Source organism: Cryobacterium sp. CG_9.6 (assembly GCF_029893365.1).
GTDB lineage: Bacteria > Actinomycetota > Actinomycetes > Actinomycetales > Microbacteriaceae > Cryobacterium.
On record NZ_JARXUZ010000001.1, the window covers coordinates 2,308,102 to 2,327,306 of the forward strand.

Sequence of the window (19,205 nt, forward strand, 5' to 3'; positions counted from 1 at the left end):
ATCGGCGCCGGCCCGGGGTGCGCGCTCGACGTTTTGGTGTACCAGAGGTGACCACCGGACTGCTCGCGCTCTTTCTGGTCACCGCCGCGATTGCACCTGGCCTCGTTGCTCCCGGGGATCCGCTCGCCATCGACCCGCTCTCGGCTTTCACACCCCCGTCCTTCGGGCACGTGTTCGGCACCGACGAATCCGGCCGGGATATCTACACCCGGGTGGTGCATGGAACCGGCAGTTCCCTGCTCATTGGTGTTGCCGCCACCGCCATCGGCCTCGGCCTCGGCCTGGTCCTCGGTGTGTGTGCCGGGATGCTCGGTCGCGTGGTGGATTTCACCGTCAACCGCCTGCTCGAGGTGCTCTTTGCCTTTCCCGGCCTGCTGCTCGCGCTCGTTTTCATCCTCATCTTCGGTCCGGGAGTGGCCACGGCCACGATTGCGGTCGGTCTGTCAACGGCCCCGGGCTATGCACGCATCATTCGCGCCCAGATCGTGACCGTTCGCTCGTCGGCATTTGTGGAGGCGGCGACCGTGCAGGGGCTCAGCCGGGCCAGAATTCTCACCCGCCACATTCTGCCGAATACGTTGATGCCTCTGCTCGTTCTGGGAACCCTCGGGGTGGGTCAGGCCATCGTGTGGGCGGCGACGCTCAGTTATCTGGGTCTGGGTGCGAAACCACCGACGGCGGAGTGGGGGGCGATGCTGTCCGCTGGCCGAACGTACATCACGTCGGCGTGGTGGATGAGCTTCTTCCCGGGGCTCTTCATCGTGCTCACGGCGGTCACCGCCACGGTGCTGGGGCGCAGCGTCGAGCGAGCGTTGCGGCACGCGTGATGGGCGCGAATGGGTCGGAGCGGACATCTGCTCTTCCGCTCAGTGTGCGCAACCTGAGCGTGTCCTTCGGAGCGACCAGGGTGGTGCGCGGGATCTCGTTTGAGATCGCGGCCGGCGAGTGCCTGGCGATTGTGGGGGAATCAGGCTCGGGAAAATCGGTGTCGGCACGCACCCTTCTGGGCCTGGCGGGAACGAACGCCACGGTCAGTGCCGACAAGCTCTCCCTCGGCGGGCGATCGGTGCTCGGGATTTCACCGGCCGCGTGGCGGCAACGGCGTGGCCGGGACGTGGGACTCGTGCTGCAGGATGCCCTGGTGTCCCTGGATCCGCTGCGGCCACTAGGCCGCGAGATCGGTGACTCCCTGCGACTCCACACAAACATGGGAGCCACGGCCCGAGCGGCTCGGGTCATTGAGCTCCTAGAGGCCGTGGGGCTGCCGGAACCGCACCTTCGGGCGCGCCAGCGGTCGGGGGAACTCTCCGGAGGAGAGCGTCAGCGCGCACTCATCGCCGCGGCAATCGCCCTGAACCCGCCGCTTCTGATTGCCGATGAACCCACGACCGCGCTCGACGTAACCGTGCAGGCGCAGGTTCTCGATCTGCTGGAGTCCATTAAGCGCAGCGGAACGGCCGTGCTGCTCATCAGCCATGATCTCGCGGTCGTCAGCCGCATCGCGGACCGCGTAGCGGTGATGCGGGACGGTGAGCTGATTGAGAGCGGCAGCACTCGCGAGGTTTTGCTTCACCCGCAGCATCCGGATACCCGCCGCATGATTGCCGCCGTCCCCGGTGACAAGCCGCGGGGCGTGCGACTCTCCCCGGAGCCAGCACCGATCCGGGTCGAGACTCGCGACCAGGGCACCTCCCCCACCGAGCGCCCCGCCGAACCCCGGGTGGTGCTCGAGGCACGCAACCTCTCTAAGAGCTTCACCCGGCCAGACGGAACCCGGCTACAAGCAGTCAATGATGTCTCGTTCCACCTTGTCGAGGGCAGCACTCTCGGAATCGTTGGGGAGTCCGGTTCGGGAAAGACCACACTCGCCCGTCTTTTGCTCGCGCTCACCACGGCCGAACACGGCGACGTTCGCGTGCTGGGCCAGGCCTGGAGCAGCCTCACGGAGTCCGCGCGGCGGCCACTGCGGGCATCCGTTGGCGCGATCTACCAGGACGCGCTCGGCTCCTTTGATCCCCGGCACTCCGTGGGCCAAATTTTGACCGCTGCCACCGGTGAGGCGCGCAGACGACACACCGGCCCGACTGGGCGGGTCCTCGCGCTGCTGGACAGCGTCGGACTCGAACGCGCCGTGCTCGAGCGGCGCCCGCTGCAACTGTCCGGCGGTCAGCGTCAGCGCGTGGGGATCGCCCGCGCGCTGGCCAGCCGGCCGCAGATCCTCATCTGCGACGAGCCCGTGTCATCCCTCGATGTCAGTGTGCAGGCGCAGGTTCTCGACCTGCTCGATGATCTGCAACGGGACCTGCGCCTGAGCATGATCTTCATTTCGCACGATCTGGGCGTCGTGCAGCATGTCAGTGACCGGGTGGCCGTGATGCAACACGGGCACATTGTGGAGGCGAATACCGCCCGACACATCTTTACGACACCCGCTCACGCCTATACGCGCCAGCTCCTCGCCGCCGTCCCACTCTTGCCCACACGCGAGAATCCCCGCGGCACGTAAGGGTGGCACTCGCTTTGGGTTGATATTCGCCTCAGGTATGCAGCCCCTTCTCAGGAGAAGCACCGTAGCGTTGCTCTCGGAGTCCCCCACTCCAATCGATGGCCCCGGCCCCTTGACCGCCTCCCCCCAGGCGAGAGGTGCCGGGGCTATTTCTTTTGAGCATCCGGTAGATTAGACAGAGCAGTTAGGCATCTCACCAAAGACACGGTGCCGCAGATACCGAACCGGAGAGTCATGACCCACGCTGACCGCGTCCCCGAAAAGCCCGCCCTCGAAGGGCTGGAAGCGAAATGGGAGACCAGGTGGGACGCCTCAGGTACCTACCGTTTCGACCGCGAGATCGCCACCCGCGACTCGATCTACTCGATCGACACCCCGCCGCCCACGGCCTCCGGCTCCCTGCACATTGGCCACGTCTTCTCCTACACGCACACCGATGTTGTCGCCCGTTTTCAGCGCATGCGCGGCAAGAACGTGTTCTATCCGATCGGCTGGGACGACAACGGCCTCCCGACCGAACGTCGGGTTCAGAACTACTACGGCGTGCGCTGCGACCCCTCGCTCCCCTATGTGGAAAACTTCGTGCCGCCCTTCGAAGGTGGAGACGGCAAGAGCAGCAAGGCCGCCGATCAGCTGCCGATCGGCCGACGCAACTTCATTGAACTGTGTGAGGTGCTCACGAAAGAGGATGAGAAACAGTTTGAAGAGCTGTGGCGCACTCTGGGACTCAGCGTCGACTGGACCCAGACCTACCGCACCATCGGCCAGGAAGCGCTGTTCACCTCTCAGCTGTCCTTCCTCGGCAACGTGGAACGCGGCGAGGCCTACCAAGCCATGGCACCCACTCTGTGGGACGTCACCTTTCGTACCGCGGTAGCTCAGGCCGAGCTTGAAGACAAAGACCAGCCGGCCGCCTACCACCGTGTCTCGTTCCACCAGCCGGGCGGCGAGGTCATCGACATTGAGACCACCCGCCCCGAGCTGCTGCCCGCCTGCGTGGCCCTCGTCGCTCACCCCGACGATGAGCGCTACAAGCACCTCTTCGGCACCACGGTACGCACTCCCCTCTTCGACGTGGAGGTGCCCATCCTCGCGCACCACCTCGCTCAGAAGGACAAGGGCAGCGGAATCGCCATGATCTGCACGTTTGGTGACCTCACCGACGTGGTCTGGTGGCGCGAACTCGACCTCCCCAACCGCGCGATCATGGGCTTCGATGGACGCATCATTGCCGAGGCCCCCGACGTGATCACGTCGGAGACCGGTGTGGCCGCCTATGGCCAGCTCGCCGGCAAGACTGTCTTTGGCGCTAAGGCCGCGATCGTCACGCTGCTGCGTGAGAGCGGTGAGCTCGTGGGTGAGCCCAAGCCCATCGTGCACGCCGTCAAGTTCTTCGAAAAGGGCGACAAGCCCCTCGAGATCGTGTCCACGCGCCAGTGGTACATCCGCAATGGTGCCCGCGACCAGGCGCTGCGTGCTCGCCTGTTGAAGCACGGCTCCGACCTGCAGTGGCACCCCGAGTTCATGAAGGTGCGTTACGAGAATTGGGTGAATGGTCTCACCGGCGACTGGCTCATTTCTCGCCAGCGCTTCTTTGGTGTTCCCCTCCCGGTCTGGTACCCCCTCGATGCCGACGCGAATCCGGTGTTTGACTCCCCCGTCATCGCCACGCGCGACATGCTCCCCGTTGACCCCACATCGGACACCGCTCCCGGGTACACGGAAGATCAGCGCGGACAGGCCAATGGCTTTGTCGGCGAGGTCGACGTGATGGACACCTGGGCCACCTCCTCGCTCACCCCGCAACTCGCTGGCGGCTGGGAGCGCGACCCCGAACTGTTTGATCTCGTGTACCCGTACTCGCTTCGCCCCCAGGGCCAGGACATCATTCGCACCTGGCTGTTCAGCACGCTGCTGCGCGCCGAGCAGCAGCACGGTTCGTCGCCCTGGCAGCACGCCGCGCTGTCCGGATTCATCGTGGACCCCGACCGCAAGAAGATGTCCAAGTCCAAGGGCAACGTTGTCACGCCCGCCGACATGCTCGTCAAGCACGGTTCAGACGCCGTGCGCTACTGGGCGGCATCCTCACGGCTCGGGACCGATGCGGCCTTTGACCCGCAGAACCCCACGCAGATTAAGATCGGTCGCCGTCTGGCGATCAAGATTCTGAACGCAAGCAAGTTCATTCTCGGCTTCGAGGGTGCAACGGACGCGCCGGTGACTGAGCCGCTCGATCAGAGCATGCTCGCCGGCCTTGCCCTCGTGGTGGGCCAGGCCACCAAGGCCTTTGAAAACTATGACCATGCCCGTGCCCTCGAGCTCACCGAGAGCTTCTTCTGGACGTTCTGCGACGACTACCTGGAGCTGGTCAAGGAACGCGCCTACGGCGAGCCCGGAGCGGCCAAGGACTCATCCGTGGCTGCCCTGAACACGGCCCTCTCGACGCTGCTGCGCCTGTTCGCCCCCTTTGTACCCTTCGCCACCGAGGAAGCCTGGTCGTGGTCGAACGACGAGTCCATCCACCGTGCCCCGTGGCCGATCGTGTCTGAGCTTGTTTCTTCGGACGCGAGCGCCCCACGCGGCAACATTGCCCTTCTCGATCTGGCCAGCCGCGCACTCACGGGTATCCGGCGCGGGAAGACCGATGCCAAGGCCTCCCCAAAAACAGTCGTCTCATCTGCTGTAATTAGAGGAACGGCACCAGAGGTGGGTCTGTTGGCGCTGGCCGCCGCTGATCTCAAAGCAGTGGGTCGGATCGATGAACTTCTTTTTGTCGAAGGCAACGAATTGGCTGTGACCGACATTGTGTTTGCCACTGTGTCGGAGAGTTAGGAGCACCGGATGTCAGTACAGGTACGCCCGCTGGGCGATAAGGATTTCTTTTCGTGGTTGGGCCTGTTAGAGGGCTACAGCGAGTTTTACGAGAACGAACTCACCGACGAGAAGGCCCTGCAGGTGTGGAGCTGGATCATCGACAAGAACCATCCCCTCACCGGAGCCGTCGCGGTCGACGACGAGGGCACCTTTGTGGGTTTTGCGCACTACCGGGCCGTGCCCCAGACCCTGAGCGCCACCATGGGTCTGTACCTTGACGACCTCTTTGTCGCAGCGGATGCCCGCGGTGCCGGCACCGGCCGGGCCATCATGGACTTCGTGAAGCAGTACGCCGCGAACAACCACCTCACCCGCATCCGCTTGATCACGGCGGCAGACAACGCCACCGCTCAGATTCTCTACGACCAGGTGGGTACTCGCACGGAGTGGGTCACCTACGAGATCGAGGTCTAGGTGATGCAGCTCGGAACCCGTTGGGCGCTCGGAGCGCCTCTGCCCTCCAGGCTGCCCGAAGTTGTGGAGATCGCCGTGCAGGCTGTGGAGGGTGACCTTGCTGGGCTTGACACCGACACGTCCTCGTGGCGCTGGACGCTCACGTGGCTCGAAGGCAAGCCGGTGATCGAGTTGGATGACGGCACGATCATTCGGTACAACGCCGTCGAGGACAGCGCCACCATCACCCAGCCGGCAACGGAATCAGAAGACGACGAGGACTGGATCTAGCTCTCACGATCTCCCTTTCGGCCCAGTCTCTCTTTCAGGCCCTGGCCAGTACTTCGCCGTGCGGCATGGCACACCAGCCGTCGGGGTCCTGTACCCAGTCGCGCCATGCCGCCGCGATGGTGCGCAGCTGCTCCAGGTCGGCAACACCAGACTCGATGGCGTGGGCAGCGAACGCCGATTCGGTGGCGCGAACAGCCCAGGATTCTCCCCACCACTCCCGTTCGGCATCCGTGGTGAAGCACCATATGGATGCGCTTGCGGTCACGTTACTGAAGCCTGCCGCCCGCACCCAGGCTTTGAGGCGCCGGCCGGCATCGGGGTTGCCGCCGTTCCAGAAATGCACGTCTCGGTAGGTTTGTCGCCAGGCGTCCAAGCCCGGTAACTCGGGATAGAGCGTGACCCCGCCATAATCAACATCGCGAGCGGCAAACACACCACCGGGTTTGAGTACGCGGCGAATTTCCCGCATGGCGGCGACCGGGTCGGCCAGATGCTGCATCACCTGATGAGCGTGCACGACGTCGAAAGACGCGTCGGCAAAGTCCAGCTCATACGCGTTCCCCACCAAAAATCTCACGTTGTGCACGCCCTCGTCGCGGGCCAGTCCGTCGGCCTGCACGATAATCTCAGTGGCCGTGTCGATTCCCACGACCAGACCGGGGGCAACCCGCCGGGCCAGGTCAACGGTGATGGTTCCCGGGCCGCATCCCACGTCGAGCAGGCTGAGTGCGGGCCTCAGCTCGGGTGCGAGGTAGGCCGCCGAGTTGTTTACCGTGCGCCAGGTGTGGGAGCGCAGCACGCTCTCGTGATGCCCGTGCGTATAGGACTCCCGCGACAGGCAGTCTGGATTGGTCAGGTCTCGGGGTGCCACCTCCGGGTCGTCAAACTCCGGACCGGCAGCAAAGTCAGGGTGGGCCATACGCAGAGCCTAGAGCGGAACGACCCAACTAGGGTGGAATCATGGTTGATTCAGTAAATCCCTTCTTCACCGTGTCCACGCTCCCCTACCAGCTGCCCCCGTTCCGGGATATCACCGACGCACACTACCGCCCCGCTTTTGACCGCGGCATCACCCAGCAGCTCGGTGAAATTGACGCGATCACTGCCGATCGGGATCCGGTGACGTTTGAGAACACGATGATTCCGCTGGAGCGCAGCGGAGCAGTGTTGAACCGAGTCGCCACGGTGTTCTTCAACAAGAGTTCGTCGGATTCGACTGACTTTACCAACGCTCTCGAAGAGGAACTGGCGCCGCTGCTTGCCGCGCACGGGGATGCCATCCGGCTGAACCCCGCGCTCTACGCGCGCATCACCACCCTGCACGAGCAGGGACGTGATGGAGATCAGGGGCTCAGTGCTGAAGCCCAGTACCTCGTGGAGCGGTACTTCACCGAATTCACGCTGGCTGGTGCCGGACTCTCCGAAACGGATAAGGAGGTGCTGCGCGAGTACAACAAACGACTCTCGACGCTCACCACCCGGTTCGAGAAGAATCTCCTGGCCGACACGAACGATCTTGCCGTTGTCGTGGACACCCTCGAGGAGTTGGATGGTCTCGCCGCCGGAGAGATTTCTGCCGCGGCGGCGGCCGCGGCCGAACGGGGTCTGGAGGGAAAGTATCTGCTCACGCTCGTGCTGCCCACGTCGCACCCCTACCTGGCGGACCTCACCAACCGGCACCTGCGCGAGCGTCTGCTGACCGCCTCGCGGGCCAGAGGCATCCGCGGTGGCCCCCATGACAACCGTGCCCTGGTGATCGAGATCACGCACGTCCGGGCCGAGCGAGCCCGCCTCCTGGGCTTTGCCAGCCATGCCGCCTATGTTACGGCCGACGAGACGGCAAAGACGCCCGACGCCATTGCCGACATGCTCGGTCGCCTGGCACCGGCCGCCGCGCGCAACGCTCGCCTGGAGCAGGCCGACCTGCAGACGCTCGTGAATGACGGTGCTGCCCCCTTCACCATCGCGGCTCACGACTGGGCCTTCTACACCGAAAAGGTGCGCCAGCAGAAGTTCGACGTGGATACGGCCGCGATGCGGCCGTACTTCGAGCTGGAGACGGTGCTGCGGGACGGGGTGTTCTTTGCCGCCGAAAAGCTCTACGGCATCACGTTCACCGAACGGCCAGATCTCAGCGGCTGGCATGCGGAGTCGCGAGTTTTCGAGGTAGCGAATGAGGACGGTTCTCCCGTTGGCCTCTACATTGGCGACTTCTATACGCGCGATTCGAAGCGCGGCGGAGCGTGGATGAACCCGCTCGTGTCGCAGTCGAGCCTGCTCGGTACCCCCACGGTGGTGTGTAACAACCTGAATGTGGCTAAGCCCGCCGTAGGTCAGGCCACCCTGTTGAGCTTCGACCAGGTTGTCACGCTGTTCCACGAATTCGGGCACGCTCTGCACGGGCTTTTCGCGCAGGTCACGTACCCCAAATTTGCCGGCACCAACGTATACCGGGACTTTGTGGAGTTCCCCAGTCAGGTGAACGAGATGTGGATGCTGTGGCCGGAGGTTCTCGCGAACTTCGCCCGTCACTACGAGACCGGGGAGGCCATGCCGCAGCAACTTGTTGACCGCATTCAGGCTTCCGCCACGTTCAATGAGGGATTCGCAACCAGCGAGTACCTGGCAGCAGCGCTTCTTGACCAGGCCTGGCACCTCATCGACGCTGATGCTGCTGTCACAGACGTTGCGGAGTTCGAAGCGTCGGCCCTGGCCGCGGTGGGTTTGGACAACCCGGTGGTGCCCACGCGGTATGCCAGCACCTACTTTGCCCACACCTTTTCCGGCGGTTACGATGCCGGGTACTACTCCTACATTTGGAGCGAGGTGCTCGATGCGGACACGGTGGAATGGTTCACGCAGAATGGCGGGCTCACGCGCGACAACGGTGACCGCTTCCGCAGCCGTCTTCTCGGCGTCGGCGGCAGCATGGATCCTCTGGAGGCATACGTGAACTGGCGTGGCCGGCCGGCGCGGATCGAGCCGCTCCTCGAGCGTCGCGGGCTCAACTAACCCGGCGGGCTTTGGTGCGGCGGGCTTTGGTGCGGCCTTCGCCTAACCAGAGCATCATGGCTCCGCCAATTACCAGGCCCCAGAACGCGGAGCCTATTCCTCCGATACTCACACCAGAGACGGTCACGAGCAGCGTGACGATGGCGCTGATGCGGTGCTGGGGATCCTCGAGTGCGCTGGTGATGCTGGTCACCAGCGCACCGAGGAATGCCAGACCGGCGACCGCAATGATCACCACCGGTGGGGACGCTGCCACCAGCGCGGTCGCGAGTCCGGCGGCAAGGCCCAAGACAAGATAGGTGAACCCGGAGGAGACCGTGGCAATCCACCGTTTTGCCGTGTCCGGGTGGGCATCCGGGCTGGCCATGAGCGCGGCCGTGATGGCCGCGAGGTTGATGCTGTGAGCTCCGAAGACCGCTCCGAGCACAGTGGCGATGCCGGAGCCCACGAGAATGGGGCGCGGCGGCGGGTGATAGCCGAACGTTGACAGCACCGCAAAACCCGGAACGTTCTGCCCGGCCATGGTCACGATGAACAGTGGCAGTCCCAGACTCACGATCACCAGCGGATCGAACACGGGACCGGTGAAAATGAGGGCCGGGGATGCGACCGGAGTCGTGAGCCAGTCGGTACCCGATGTCAGGCCCAGACCGATGGCTGCCGTCACCATTGCTGCCGGAACAGCCCAGCGTGGGGCGAGCCGAAACAGCACCAGCCACACCAGAATGACCGGGATCGCCAGCAGGGGTTGTTCGATCGATGCGGTGATCGGGGCAAGACAGATCGGAAACAGGATTCCGGCCAGCATCGCCCCGGCCAGCGGCTTGGGGATGCTCGTGATCGCCCGTCCGAGTGCCGGCCAGAGACCACACAGCACGATCAGCGCCCCGCACACCATGAACGCGCCGGCGGTAGCCCCGAAGTCATCGGTGCTGGCACCGGCGGCTACGAGGAGAGCTGCACCCGGCGTTGACCAGGCAAACGAGATGGGCATGCGGAAGTACCAGGGCAACACGATGCAGGTGAGCCCCACCAGCAGGCAGAGCATCAGCAGGCCGGAAGCCGCTTGCGCCTCACTCGCCCCGACCGCGCGCAGGCCAGCGATCACGAGCACGAACGAACTTGCGAACCCGGTGACCGCCGCAACGATGCCGGTCGATACCGGCTGCAGTAGGCCTCGCATCATGTGCACCGGCTGTGGACTCGGGAGCCTAGGCGGACTTGTCCTCACGGAGTGCCGAGTGCAGCACCATGATGGGTGCCGCGTTGTTGAGCACCGCGTCGCGGGTGACAATGACCCGCGCCACGTCTTCGCTGGACGGCACCTCGAACATGATCGGGCCGAGCACTTCTTCCATGATGGCGCGCAGGCCACGAGCACCGGTCTTGCGGAGCACGGCGAGGTCCGCAATGGCCTCGAGTGCCGGCTGTTCGAATTCCAGTTCAACGCCGTCCAGTTGGAACATGCGCTGGTACTGACGCACAAGCGCGTTCTTGGGCACGGTGAGAATCTGCATGAGTGCCACCTGATCGAGCTGGGTGACGGTCGTGACCACGGGAAGACGCCCGATGAACTCCGGGATCAGGCCGAACTTGTGCAGGTCTTCGGGCAGCACCTCGCTGAAGAGGTTGATGTCGTCACCCTTGATGTGCAGGGGGGCACCGAAACCAATGCCCTTCTTTCCCGCTCGTGACGAGATGATGTCTTCAAGCCCGGCAAAGGCGCCGGCCACGATGAACAGCACGTTCGTGGTGTCCACCTGAATGAACTCCTGGTGCGGGTGCTTACGACCACCCTGCGGGGGCACAGACGCCACTGTTCCTTCGAGAATCTTGAGGAGAGCCTGTTGCACTCCCTCGCCCGACACGTCGCGGGTGATGGACGGATTTTCGGCCTTCCGGGCAATCTTGTCGATCTCGTCGATATAGATGATGCCGGTCTCGGCACGCTTAACGTCGTAGTCTGCGGCCTGGATTAGCTTCAACAAAATGTTTTCCACGTCTTCACCGACATACCCGGCCTCGGTGAGGGCGGTGGCGTCGGCCACGGCGAAGGGAACGTTGAGCTTTTTGGCAAGGGTCTGCGCCAGGTAGGTTTTGCCGCACCCGGTGGGCCCGATGAGCAGAATGTTTGACTTGGCTATTTCCACGTCATCGTGAATGGCGTCAGCTGCGGTGAGTGTGGCGCGCGCACGAACCCGCTTGTAGTGGTTATACACCGCAACGGCGAGGGCACGCTTGGCGGGCTCCTGACCAATAACGTACTCCTCAAGGAAACCGAAGATCTCTTTGGGCTTGGGAAGGTCGAATTCACTGGTGCCCTCTTCGGCACCCGCTTCGGCGAGGCGTTCCTCAATAATTTCGTTGCACAGTTCGACACACTCGTCGCAAATGTACACGCCGGGGCCCGCTATGAGCTGCTGAACCTGCTTTTGGCTCTTTCCGCAGAAGGAACACTTGAGCAGGTCGGCACTTTCGCCTATTCGGGCCATCGGTCAGCCTCCTCCATTGGTATCACTAAAACGAGCCTAGTCGGTGCCTGCGACACTTGCGCACAGTGGCGTCATACGAAACGGCGCGTCACCTCTACAGGTGACGCGCCGTCGGCACAGAGTGCCCATTTTGATGTGGTGGAGTTACTTCACCAGCATGGGAAGGTTCTTGCGGCTGGTGAGTACCTGGTCGATCAGACCGTACTCCAGGGCATCCGCTGCGCTCATGATTTTGTCGCGGTCGATGTCCTTGTTGACCTGCTCAACGGAGCGGTTCGAGTGGTGAGACAGGGTCTCTTCGAGCCACACGCGCATGCGCAGGATCTCTGCGGCCTGAATCTCGATGTCCGACGCCTGGCCGCCACCCTGGCCACCAACCGAGGGCTGGTGAATGAGGATTCGAGCGTTGGGCAGTGCCAGACGCTTGCCGGCGGTTCCACCAGCGAGCAGCACGGCAGCGGCGGACGCCGCCTGACCCAGGCACACCGTCATCACGTGCGGACGGATGTACTGCATGGTGTCGTAAATCGCCGTCATAGCGGTGAACGAGCCACCGGGAGAGTTGATGTACATGGTGATGTCGCGGTCAGGGTCCTGGCTCTCCAGAACGAGGAGCTGGGCCATGACGTCGTCGGCCGATGCGTCGTCAACCTGAACGCCGAGGAAGATGATGCGGTCCTCGAAGAGCTTGGCGTACGGGTCCTGGCGCTTGTAGCCGTAGGCCGTGCGCTCCTCGAACGTGGGAAGGATGTAGCGGGACTCGGGCGCGCCGTTGTTTGCCATGTGCTTGGTCGAACCACCCATCGAGCTGTAGGCCGTTCCACCGAATGTGGGGATACTCATGATTACTTTCCTGTTCCTTCGGTGGGCTACGCGGTTACGAGAGGGTCCGTGCCGCCGCCGCCGGTGACATCCGAAGCGGATGCGCGGAGGTGGTCGACGAAACCGTAGTCAACGGCTTCCTGAGCACTGAACCAGTTGTCGCGGTCACCATCGGCATTGATCTGCTCGGGGGTCTTACCGGTCTGGGCGGCCGTGATCTCCGACAAACGCTGCTTCATGTCGAGGATCAGCCGGGCCTGAGTCTGGATGTCGGCTGCGGTTCCACCGAATCCACCGGACGGCTGGTGCAAAAGCACGCGAGCGTTCGGGGTGATGTAGCGCTTGCCCTTGGTACCGCTGGTCAGCAGGAACTGTCCCATGGAGGCGGCCATTCCGATACCCACGGTCACGATGTCGTTCGGGACGAACTGCATGGTGTCGTAGATTGCCATACCGGCGGTGATGGAACCACCGGGAGAGTTGATGTAGAGGAAGATGTCGCGCTTCGAGTCCTCAGCTGCCAGCAGCAAGATCTTGGCACAGATCTCGTTGGCATTCTCGTCCCGAACCTCTGATCCGAGCCAGATGATGCGGTCCTTCAGCAGGCGGTCAAAAACACCGGTGTTGGGTGTCGGGTCGGCCATATCGTGCTCCGTTTCGTTGTCGCTTCCTCATAAATGTATCGGAGCAGGAACGTCAAAATGGCCGTGTTCGCCCTCGGCAGATTGCACATGTTCCTCCCCCGCCCGCTTCGCGCACAAAAGGGCCGGATGTCGTGAGACATCCGGCCCTCATACTGCGGGAGGTGCGTGTTACTTGGCGGCGTCCTCGGCGGGGGCGTCTACGGCCTCGGCGTCGGCATCCGCTGTCTCGGCCTCATCGGTGCCACCGATAACCGGCGCGGTGAACTCGGCGAGGTCAACGGGCTTGCCGTTGGAGTCAACAACCTCGGCCTGACCCAGAGCAATGGCGAGCGCCTTGTTGCGGGCAACCTCGGCCACCATCGACGGGATCTGACCGTTGGTGTTGAGCGTCTGCACGAACTCACTCGGGTCCATGCCGTACTGGCTGGCGCCCTGGATGAGGTACTGCGTGAGCTCGTCCTGGCTCACCTTGACCTGCTCGGCCTCGGCGATCGTGTCGAGCAGGATCTGCTGACGGAACGTCTTCTCGCTGGCTTCGGTGACCTCGGCGCGGTGGGTTGCGTCTTCGAGGCGGCTCTCGCCCTCGAGGTGACGGTGCACCTCGTCCTCGATGATCGCGGCCGGCAGGGGAACCTCAACGGACGCGAGGAGGGTCTCGATCAGACGCTCGCGCGCCTGGCCGCCCTGGCCGAACACCTTGGAGCGTTCGACCTGGGTCTTGAGGCTCTCGGTGAGCTCGGCGATGGTGTCGAACTCGCTGGCGATCTGCGCGAAGTCGTCGTCAGCGGCCGGAAGCTCGCGCTCCTTGACGGCGATGACCGTGATGGTAATCTCGGCGGTCTCGCCCTCGTGGTCTCCACCCATCAGGTCGGAGTTGAAGGTGGTGGTCTCGCCGGCGCTGAGCGAGTCAAGTGCCTCGTCGATGCCGTCGATGAGGTCTCCGGAGCCAACCTCGTAGGAGATGCCGGCTGCGGTGTCGACCTCGACACCGTCAATGGCGGCAACCAGGTCGATCTGCGCGAAGTCGCCGATCTTGGCCGGGCGCTCAACGGTGATGAGGGTGCCAAAGCGGCTGCGGAGCTTGTCGAGTTCTTCGACGACCTCGTCGTCGTTAACCTCAACGGCGTCGACGGTGAGCTTCAGGCCCTTGTACGAGGGGATCTCGATTTCGGGACGAACGTCAACCTCAATGGCGAGGAGCAGATCTCCGGAGAAGTCCTTGTCGCTCGGCCATTCGACGATGTCTGCTTCGGGGCGACCGAGCGGGCGAAGCTTGTGCTCCTCGACAGCCGCGCGGTAGAAACCGTCGAGACCCTCGTTGACGGCGTGCTCCAGCACGGCCGACTTACCGACACGCTGGTCGATGATGGGCGGCGGAACCTTGCCCTTGCGGAAACCGGGGATGTTGATGTCCTCGGCAATGTGCCCGTAGGCGTGGGTGATGGCTGGCTTCAGCTCGTCGGGGCTCACCGAGATGGTGAGCTTCGCGCGCGTGGGGCTCAGTTTTTCGACCGTGGACTTCACTCGGGACTCTCCTGTGTATTGAAACGGTGTGCTGCGGATAATGTCGGGGCGACAGGATTCGAACCTGCGACTTTCCGGCCCCAAACCGGACACTCTGACCAAACTGAGCTACGCCCCGGATTGTGTAGGCAACCCGTGTGGGACAAGCACCGAGACGTGTGCAGCAGCAACGACCGGTGGATTGACCTCCGTCAGTCTAATGCACGCGTTTCGGCATCAGGTGCCCGAACTGGCACGCGCTGCCCTGTTTCCTGTACTACGATATTCGAGTGCCCAACAAACGGGCTTGGGGATGTAGCTCAATGGTAGAGCCTCAGTTTTCCAAACTGATGGCGCGGGTTCGATTCCCGTCATCCCCTCCACAGCAGCAGCCCCGGTCCGCCGGGGTTTTTCTGTTTCTCCCAGGCTTCTTCCAGCGTGCGGCGGGACCAGCGGTCAGTGCGAGTGCTCGCCCGCCAGGGTTCGGGGGCCACTCCCGGTGCGGGCTTGCACACTCGGGTCGGCCGGAGGCGTGCCCGCCGATTCACCCGGCTTCACCACAACGAACTGCCCCATCATTCCGGCATCTTCGTGGGCCAGCAGGTGGCAGTGATACATATAGGGGAAATCGGGATCGGTGTCGGGGCCGAACTCCATGATGAGTTCATACCGCGTACCGGGCTCGAGATAAATGGTGTCTTTCCAACCTGCCAGCTCCGGCGGCGGCGACGTACGGCCGACGCGGAGCACCTGGAACTGCACGCCGTGCACGTGAAAATTGTGCGGCATGGGCATGGTGTTCTCCACGGTCCACACCTCGGTGGCGCCCGCCTCCACGGTTTCGTCGATGCGCCCCATGTCCATGAGCTTGTTGTTGATGTTGTAGCCGTTGAGAACAAAGGATCGTTTCTGGCTCGCGTCCGTGGCCAGGAGCGCCTCCATGGGCACCAGCGACTCCGGCTGGGTTCCCTCTGTCGCGAGCGTGTCGGCGGCTCGCAACTCCAGCACGTCGAGGGTGTCCGCCCCGGCATTCTGCTCGTTGACCGAGCTCGACAGACCCAGCTCCGGCGGCGTGGAGCGCAGGGTCACTGTTTCGCCCGCCACCATGCTGACCAGCACTTCTGCGCGTTCACCCGGCGACAAACGGATGCCGGTCATCGGTGCGGGAGCTTGCAACAGGCCCCCGTCGGTACCGATCAGGTCAAAGGAACGATCGTCGCTGAACCCGAAGTTGTAGACCCGGGAGGAGGAGGCATTGAGCAGACGGAGGCGCACCACATCCGTTGTCACGTCGAGGAACGGACCCACGGTTCCGTTCACCAGAACCTGGTCGCCGATGGGCCCGATGTAGCCGCGCACGTCGGTGACCATTTCACCGTTCTTGTCGAATCGGCGGTCCTGCACCATCACCGGGATATCGTCCACCCCATATGTGCTGGGTAGCGCCAGAGCCCGCTCGGCATCGTCGTGCAGGATGATCATGCCCGCGAGGCCCTTTTCCACCTGATGTTCGGTCTGCCCGCTCGCATGCGGGTGATACCAGAGGGTCGAGGCCGGCTGCGTGATGGTCCAGTCGGGACTCCAGCTCGCGCCGGGGTCCACGAGCTGATGCGGGCCGCCGTCCATTCGTGCGGGAAGGTGCATTCCGTGCCAGTGCACGGTGGTAGCTTCCGGTAGGTCGTTGGTCACGTTCACCTGCACGTGCTCGCCGCGCTCCATCACGAGGGTTGGGCCGAGGTTGTTCTGGTTGTAGCCCCACGTCTCGGTCTCGACGCCGGGCGTGAACTCGGTTGTCCCGCTCTGCGCTGTGAGATCAAAGGACCGTGTTCCCTCCGCGTCCACGGTGGAGGTAGCCAGTGGTGGAATCAGCAGAGGAGTGGCGAAATCCACGCTGTCGACCGTGTTGATCACACCGGCACCCTGATCACCGGAGCAACCGGCGAGCCCGAGGGCGAGGGCCGCCAGGGCCGCAACACCCACCGTGAGGCGCGTGGCGCGGGGTCTACGCATGGTCGAGGTGTGTCGCGTGGATGAGGAGAGCACGGTCATGTAATCACGGGCGTTCTTGTCTTGGTCATGCTGAATGGTGCGGGGTTAGGAAGGGAGCTGGCCTGCCGTTGAAAGAGTGTTGTGCGTGAAGCGGCCGGCGATGAGAGTGGCGGCCACCGGCATCCGTCTCAGGTCGGACAGGGAAGCCACGAGTGGGTCGATCTCGCACACAGCCAGGTCGGCGACCTCGCCCACGGTGATGCGGTGGCGTCCTCGAGCGGATGCGGCGAGCGCGGCCTGTCTGGACACCGCCTGCTCGGGGTTCCACGGTTCACGGCCATCTTTGGTGCGTCCCACGGCAGCCGCCATGGTGACCCAGGGGTCCAGCGGAGCGACGGGGGCGTCGGAACCGAAGGCGAGCGTGGCACCCGCAGCGAGCAGGTCGCCGAGCACAAAGGCGCGGTCGGTGCGGCCGACCCAGTACCGGTCGGTAACATCGCGATCGTCGAGGGCATGCTCGGGCTGGACGCTGGCCACAACGCCGAGTCGGGCGAACCGGGCCACGTCGGTGGGAGTGAGTAGCTGGGCGTGCTCGATGCTGCCGTGGGAGGGAAGGCCCTCGGCAGCGAGCTGTTCGAAGGCGTCGAGGGCGAGACGGTTGGCGCGGTCGCCGATGGCGTGGACGGCCGGTCGGATGCCCGCCGTTACGGCCCGGCGCAGGCGTGTCTGCAGCTCGTGGGCCGGCACGTTCTGTACACCGTGGGAGAGCGGCTCGCTCTCCATCCCCGGATATTCATCGAAGCAGAGCGCGGTGCGGGTGTTGAGGGAGCCGTCCGTGATCACTTTGAATGGGCCCACCGTGAGCAGTCCCCCGGTGTCGGTGATTGAGTCTCCGGAACGCAGCCCGAGTTCGAGGGCACGATCGAGGTGCTCGCTATACAGCGAGAATTCCACGCGAAGCAGGTTGGCGCCGGAGCGCATGCGACGCTGCCACACGTCGAGATTCCAGGTCATCTCCATGTCGACGATCCCCACGACTCCGCGGCGGGCCGCCTGGTGAGCGGCGTCGAGGGCCCAGCCATCGAGCACGCTATCGGCAACGGTGTTGAGGCCACCCACAACCGTGAAGGCATCCGTTTCGCTCAGGAGTCCCGTGGGGTGGGCGGCAAAACCGTGCGCGGCGAGCGCGGCCGAGTTCAGCCAACAGCTGTGCAGGTCACCGCTGACCAGAACCACCGAGAACCCGGCGGAAGCCGCGTCAAGCACGTGGCGGGTGGGCGCATCGGGCCACAGGCCATCGCGAAACCCAAAGCCCACGATCACCTCACCCGGTTGGGTGTGCTGCGCCCGCGCGGCCACGAGTGCGGCTGCGTCGGTCGCACTGCCCGCTGCCGACACGTCGAGGCGACGAGTGGTCTGGGTCCACTGACTGAAGTGCACATGGTTGTCCCACAGGCCGGGAATGAGCCAGCGTCCGCCGAGGTCAACTGCGGTCTCGGCTCCATGTCCTGGCTGGCGTGGGCCGATACGACGGATGCCGCCGTCCACAATCTCCACATCGACCACGTCGTCACCGCCCGGCAGTCGGGCATTGCGCAGCAGCAGCGAGGGGCCTGCTTGAGAGGGATCGGGCTGGTTTACGATTGGCACGTTCATGCCTGGCTGGTTCATGCTTGACACTGTGGGCACCAGTACAGCTTGCGAGCGCTCATTTCTTCGATCACGATGTGAAATCCGCAGACGCGGCAGGGCAGGCCTTCACGCTTGTACACCCAGTGCCGGTCGACCCGGCGCCGCATCGCACGAGCGTAGTCGGCGCCGGTGAGGTCGTCCCTGGTCATCATCTGGCCGGTCTTCACACCAATGTGCAGGAGGTAAGCCCAATCCTGCCAAAGCGCCCGCACCGCCTCGTCGCTCAGCTCTTTGCCCGGGGTGTGCGGGTTGATACCCGCACGAAAGAGGATCTCTGCCCGGTAGACGTTGCCGATACCGCTCACCACAGACTGGTCCATGAGCAACTTGCCAATGCTGGTCGGCTTCTTGCGAACGACGCTTCGGAAGCGTTCCTCGGCCTCCGGGGTGTTTTCGAGTTCCGGGTCCGGACCGAGTCTCGCCATAGACACCGCCACCTGCGCAGCATCCAGAACTTCACAAGCAGTGGGGCCGCGCAGGTCGGCGCACACGGTATCGGTGAGCATGCGCACGCGAACCTGCCCTACCGGCTCGAGGGGGAATGTCTGCAGGTGGTTGAGTTCCTTCTCCTCCTCGGACATGCGCATGCGGGTGCGACGCGGCGCTCCAATGCTGCTGAGGGAATTTTCTCCCGCACTGTCGAGGACCACACCCTCGAGCGTCGCGGCGTCCGCAGCAAGCTTTGTGCCGCGCTGGTTTGTCTGCCCCATGCGCCCATTGGCCGACGCGATGGTGGCATCCAGGAGCAGGTCGCCCGTGAAGTCCCACGCGCCGTACAGACCGAGGTGGACGCGGAGCCACAGCTCGTGATCAAACTCGAGGAACATCTGCTTGCCAATGGCACGGGCATCCGTCAAGGTTCGCCCGTCCAGCACGGCGGCACCCTCCGCAAAGCGACCCTGCGGCGACGAGAACCGCACAGTCTGGCCCAGAAAATTACGATAAAACTGTCGCGTGATGCGATGAACGGAATGACCCTCGGGCACG

15 protein-coding genes and 2 tRNA genes are annotated in these 19,205 nt (G+C 63.9%); 7 read left to right on the top strand and 10 right to left on the bottom strand.

Going from position 1 to position 19,205, the window contains the following annotated elements; translation table 11 throughout:
* Positions 1-47 precede the first annotated feature (47 nt).
* From H4V99_RS10645 to H4V99_RS10665, 5 genes are all read left to right on the top strand, one after another.
* Positions 48-827, top strand: a complete 780-nt coding sequence (locus H4V99_RS10645; RefSeq protein WP_280680074.1) for an ABC transporter permease — start codon at positions 48-50, stop codon at positions 825-827.
* Positions 827-2,506 (top strand): ABC transporter ATP-binding protein, encoded by a 1,680-nt coding sequence (locus H4V99_RS10650; protein WP_280680076.1) that lies wholly within the window; start codon positions 827-829, stop codon positions 2,504-2,506. The genes H4V99_RS10645 and H4V99_RS10650 overlap by 1 nt, the downstream gene beginning before the upstream one ends.
* Positions 2,507-2,740: 234 nt before the next feature.
* Complete coding sequence (gene valS / locus H4V99_RS10655; RefSeq protein WP_280678097.1) at positions 2,741-5,338, top strand: valine--tRNA ligase; 2,598 nt, start codon at positions 2,741-2,743, stop codon at positions 5,336-5,338.
* Positions 5,339-5,347: 9 nt separating this feature from the next.
* Complete coding sequence (locus H4V99_RS10660) at positions 5,348-5,794, top strand: GNAT family N-acetyltransferase (RefSeq protein WP_280678099.1); 447 nt, start codon at positions 5,348-5,350, stop codon at positions 5,792-5,794.
* A 3-nt stretch (positions 5,795-5,797) separates the two neighbouring features.
* Positions 5,798-6,064: a hypothetical protein gene (locus H4V99_RS10665; RefSeq protein ID WP_280678101.1), complete on the top strand. Its 267-nt coding sequence runs from the start codon at positions 5,798-5,800 to the stop codon at positions 6,062-6,064.
* Between the two features lie 34 nt (positions 6,065-6,098).
* On the opposite strand, the gene H4V99_RS10670 is transcribed toward H4V99_RS10665, so the two are convergent.
* A complete protein-coding gene (locus H4V99_RS10670) occupies positions 6,099-6,902 on the bottom strand; it encodes a methyltransferase domain-containing protein (protein WP_280680077.1) in 804 nt (267 codons plus the stop codon).
* 122 nt (positions 6,903-7,024) lie between these two features.
* Here H4V99_RS10670 and H4V99_RS10675 point away from each other — a divergent pair, with 122 nt between their 5' ends.
* The gene (locus tag H4V99_RS10675) at positions 7,025-9,076 is read left to right on the top strand and encodes a M3 family metallopeptidase (RefSeq protein WP_280678103.1); all 2,052 of its coding nucleotides are present in this window, start codon (positions 7,025-7,027) and stop codon (positions 9,074-9,076) included.
* Here the strand turns inward: H4V99_RS10675 and H4V99_RS10680 are convergent.
* The 6 genes from H4V99_RS10680 to H4V99_RS10705 form a co-directional block, all read right to left on the bottom strand.
* On the bottom strand, positions 9,069-10,262 hold the full coding sequence (locus H4V99_RS10680; RefSeq protein ID WP_280678105.1) for a benzoate/H(+) symporter BenE family transporter: 1,194 nt from the start codon (positions 10,260-10,262) through the stop codon (positions 9,069-9,071). The genes H4V99_RS10675 and H4V99_RS10680 overlap by 8 nt on opposite strands.
* A gap of 25 nt (positions 10,263-10,287) precedes the next feature.
* Positions 10,288-11,568, bottom strand: a complete 1,281-nt coding sequence (gene clpX, locus H4V99_RS10685) for an ATP-dependent Clp protease ATP-binding subunit ClpX (protein ID WP_280678108.1) — start codon at positions 11,566-11,568, stop codon at positions 10,288-10,290.
* Positions 11,569-11,712: 144 nt separating this feature from the next.
* Positions 11,713-12,411 carry an ATP-dependent Clp protease proteolytic subunit gene (locus tag H4V99_RS10690; protein ID WP_280678110.1) on the bottom strand — a complete coding sequence of 233 codons (699 nt, stop codon included), beginning with the start codon at positions 12,409-12,411 and terminating at the stop codon, positions 11,713-11,715.
* Positions 12,412-12,437: 26 nt separating this feature from the next.
* Complete coding sequence (locus H4V99_RS10695) at positions 12,438-13,034, bottom strand: ATP-dependent Clp protease proteolytic subunit (RefSeq protein WP_280678112.1); 597 nt, start codon at positions 13,032-13,034, stop codon at positions 12,438-12,440.
* Positions 13,035-13,202: 168 nt separating this feature from the next.
* Positions 13,203-14,558 (bottom strand): trigger factor, encoded by a 1,356-nt coding sequence (gene tig, locus H4V99_RS10700; RefSeq protein ID WP_280678114.1) that lies wholly within the window; start codon positions 14,556-14,558, stop codon positions 13,203-13,205.
* 43 nt (positions 14,559-14,601) lie between these two features.
* Positions 14,602-14,676 (bottom strand) — tRNA-Pro (locus tag H4V99_RS10705).
* A 170-nt stretch (positions 14,677-14,846) separates the two neighbouring features.
* On the opposite strand from H4V99_RS10705, the gene H4V99_RS10710 reads away from it, so the two are divergent.
* Positions 14,847-14,920 (top strand) — tRNA-Gly (locus tag H4V99_RS10710).
* A 73-nt stretch (positions 14,921-14,993) separates the two neighbouring features.
* Here the strand turns inward: H4V99_RS10710 and H4V99_RS10715 are convergent.
* From H4V99_RS10715 to H4V99_RS10725, 3 genes are all read right to left on the bottom strand, one after another.
* Complete coding sequence (locus H4V99_RS10715) at positions 14,994-16,547, bottom strand: multicopper oxidase domain-containing protein (protein WP_280678116.1); 1,554 nt, start codon at positions 16,545-16,547, stop codon at positions 14,994-14,996.
* An 84-nt stretch (positions 16,548-16,631) separates the two neighbouring features.
* Positions 16,632-18,182, bottom strand: a complete 1,551-nt coding sequence (locus H4V99_RS10720; protein ID WP_280678118.1) for an amidohydrolase family protein — start codon at positions 18,180-18,182, stop codon at positions 16,632-16,634.
* 11 nt (positions 18,183-18,193) lie between these two features.
* Positions 18,194-19,204, bottom strand: coding sequence for a DNA-formamidopyrimidine glycosylase family protein (locus H4V99_RS10725; RefSeq protein WP_280678121.1), 1,011 nt, complete (start codon positions 19,202-19,204; stop codon positions 18,194-18,196).
* Between the last annotated feature and the right edge of the window lies 1 nt (position 19,205).

Coding starts and splice junctions, on each gene's coding strand:
- H4V99_RS10650 (WP_280680076.1), top strand. CDS start 827: ATGGGCGCGAATGGGTCGGAGCGGACATCTGCTCTTCCGCTCAGTGTG.
- valS (WP_280678097.1), top strand. CDS start 2,741: ATGACCCACGCTGACCGCGTCCCCGAAAAGCCCGCCCTCGAAGGGCTG.
- H4V99_RS10660 (WP_280678099.1), top strand. CDS start 5,348: ATGTCAGTACAGGTACGCCCGCTGGGCGATAAGGATTTCTTTTCGTGG.
- H4V99_RS10665 (WP_280678101.1), top strand. CDS start 5,798: ATGCAGCTCGGAACCCGTTGGGCGCTCGGAGCGCCTCTGCCCTCCAGG.
- H4V99_RS10675 (WP_280678103.1), top strand. CDS start 7,025: ATGGTTGATTCAGTAAATCCCTTCTTCACCGTGTCCACGCTCCCCTAC.
- H4V99_RS10680 (WP_280678105.1), bottom strand. CDS start 10,262: ATGATGCGAGGCCTACTGCAGCCGGTATCGACCGGCATCGTTGCGGCG.
- clpX (WP_280678108.1), bottom strand. CDS start 11,568: ATGGCCCGAATAGGCGAAAGTGCCGACCTGCTCAAGTGTTCCTTCTGC.
- H4V99_RS10690 (WP_280678110.1), bottom strand. CDS start 12,411: ATGAGTATCCCCACATTCGGTGGAACGGCCTACAGCTCGATGGGTGGT.
- H4V99_RS10695 (WP_280678112.1), bottom strand. CDS start 13,034: ATGGCCGACCCGACACCCAACACCGGTGTTTTTGACCGCCTGCTGAAG.
- H4V99_RS10715 (WP_280678116.1), bottom strand. CDS start 16,547: ATGCGTAGACCCCGCGCCACGCGCCTCACGGTGGGTGTTGCGGCCCTG.
- H4V99_RS10720 (WP_280678118.1), bottom strand. CDS start 18,182: ATGAACGTGCCAATCGTAAACCAGCCCGATCCCTCTCAAGCAGGCCCC.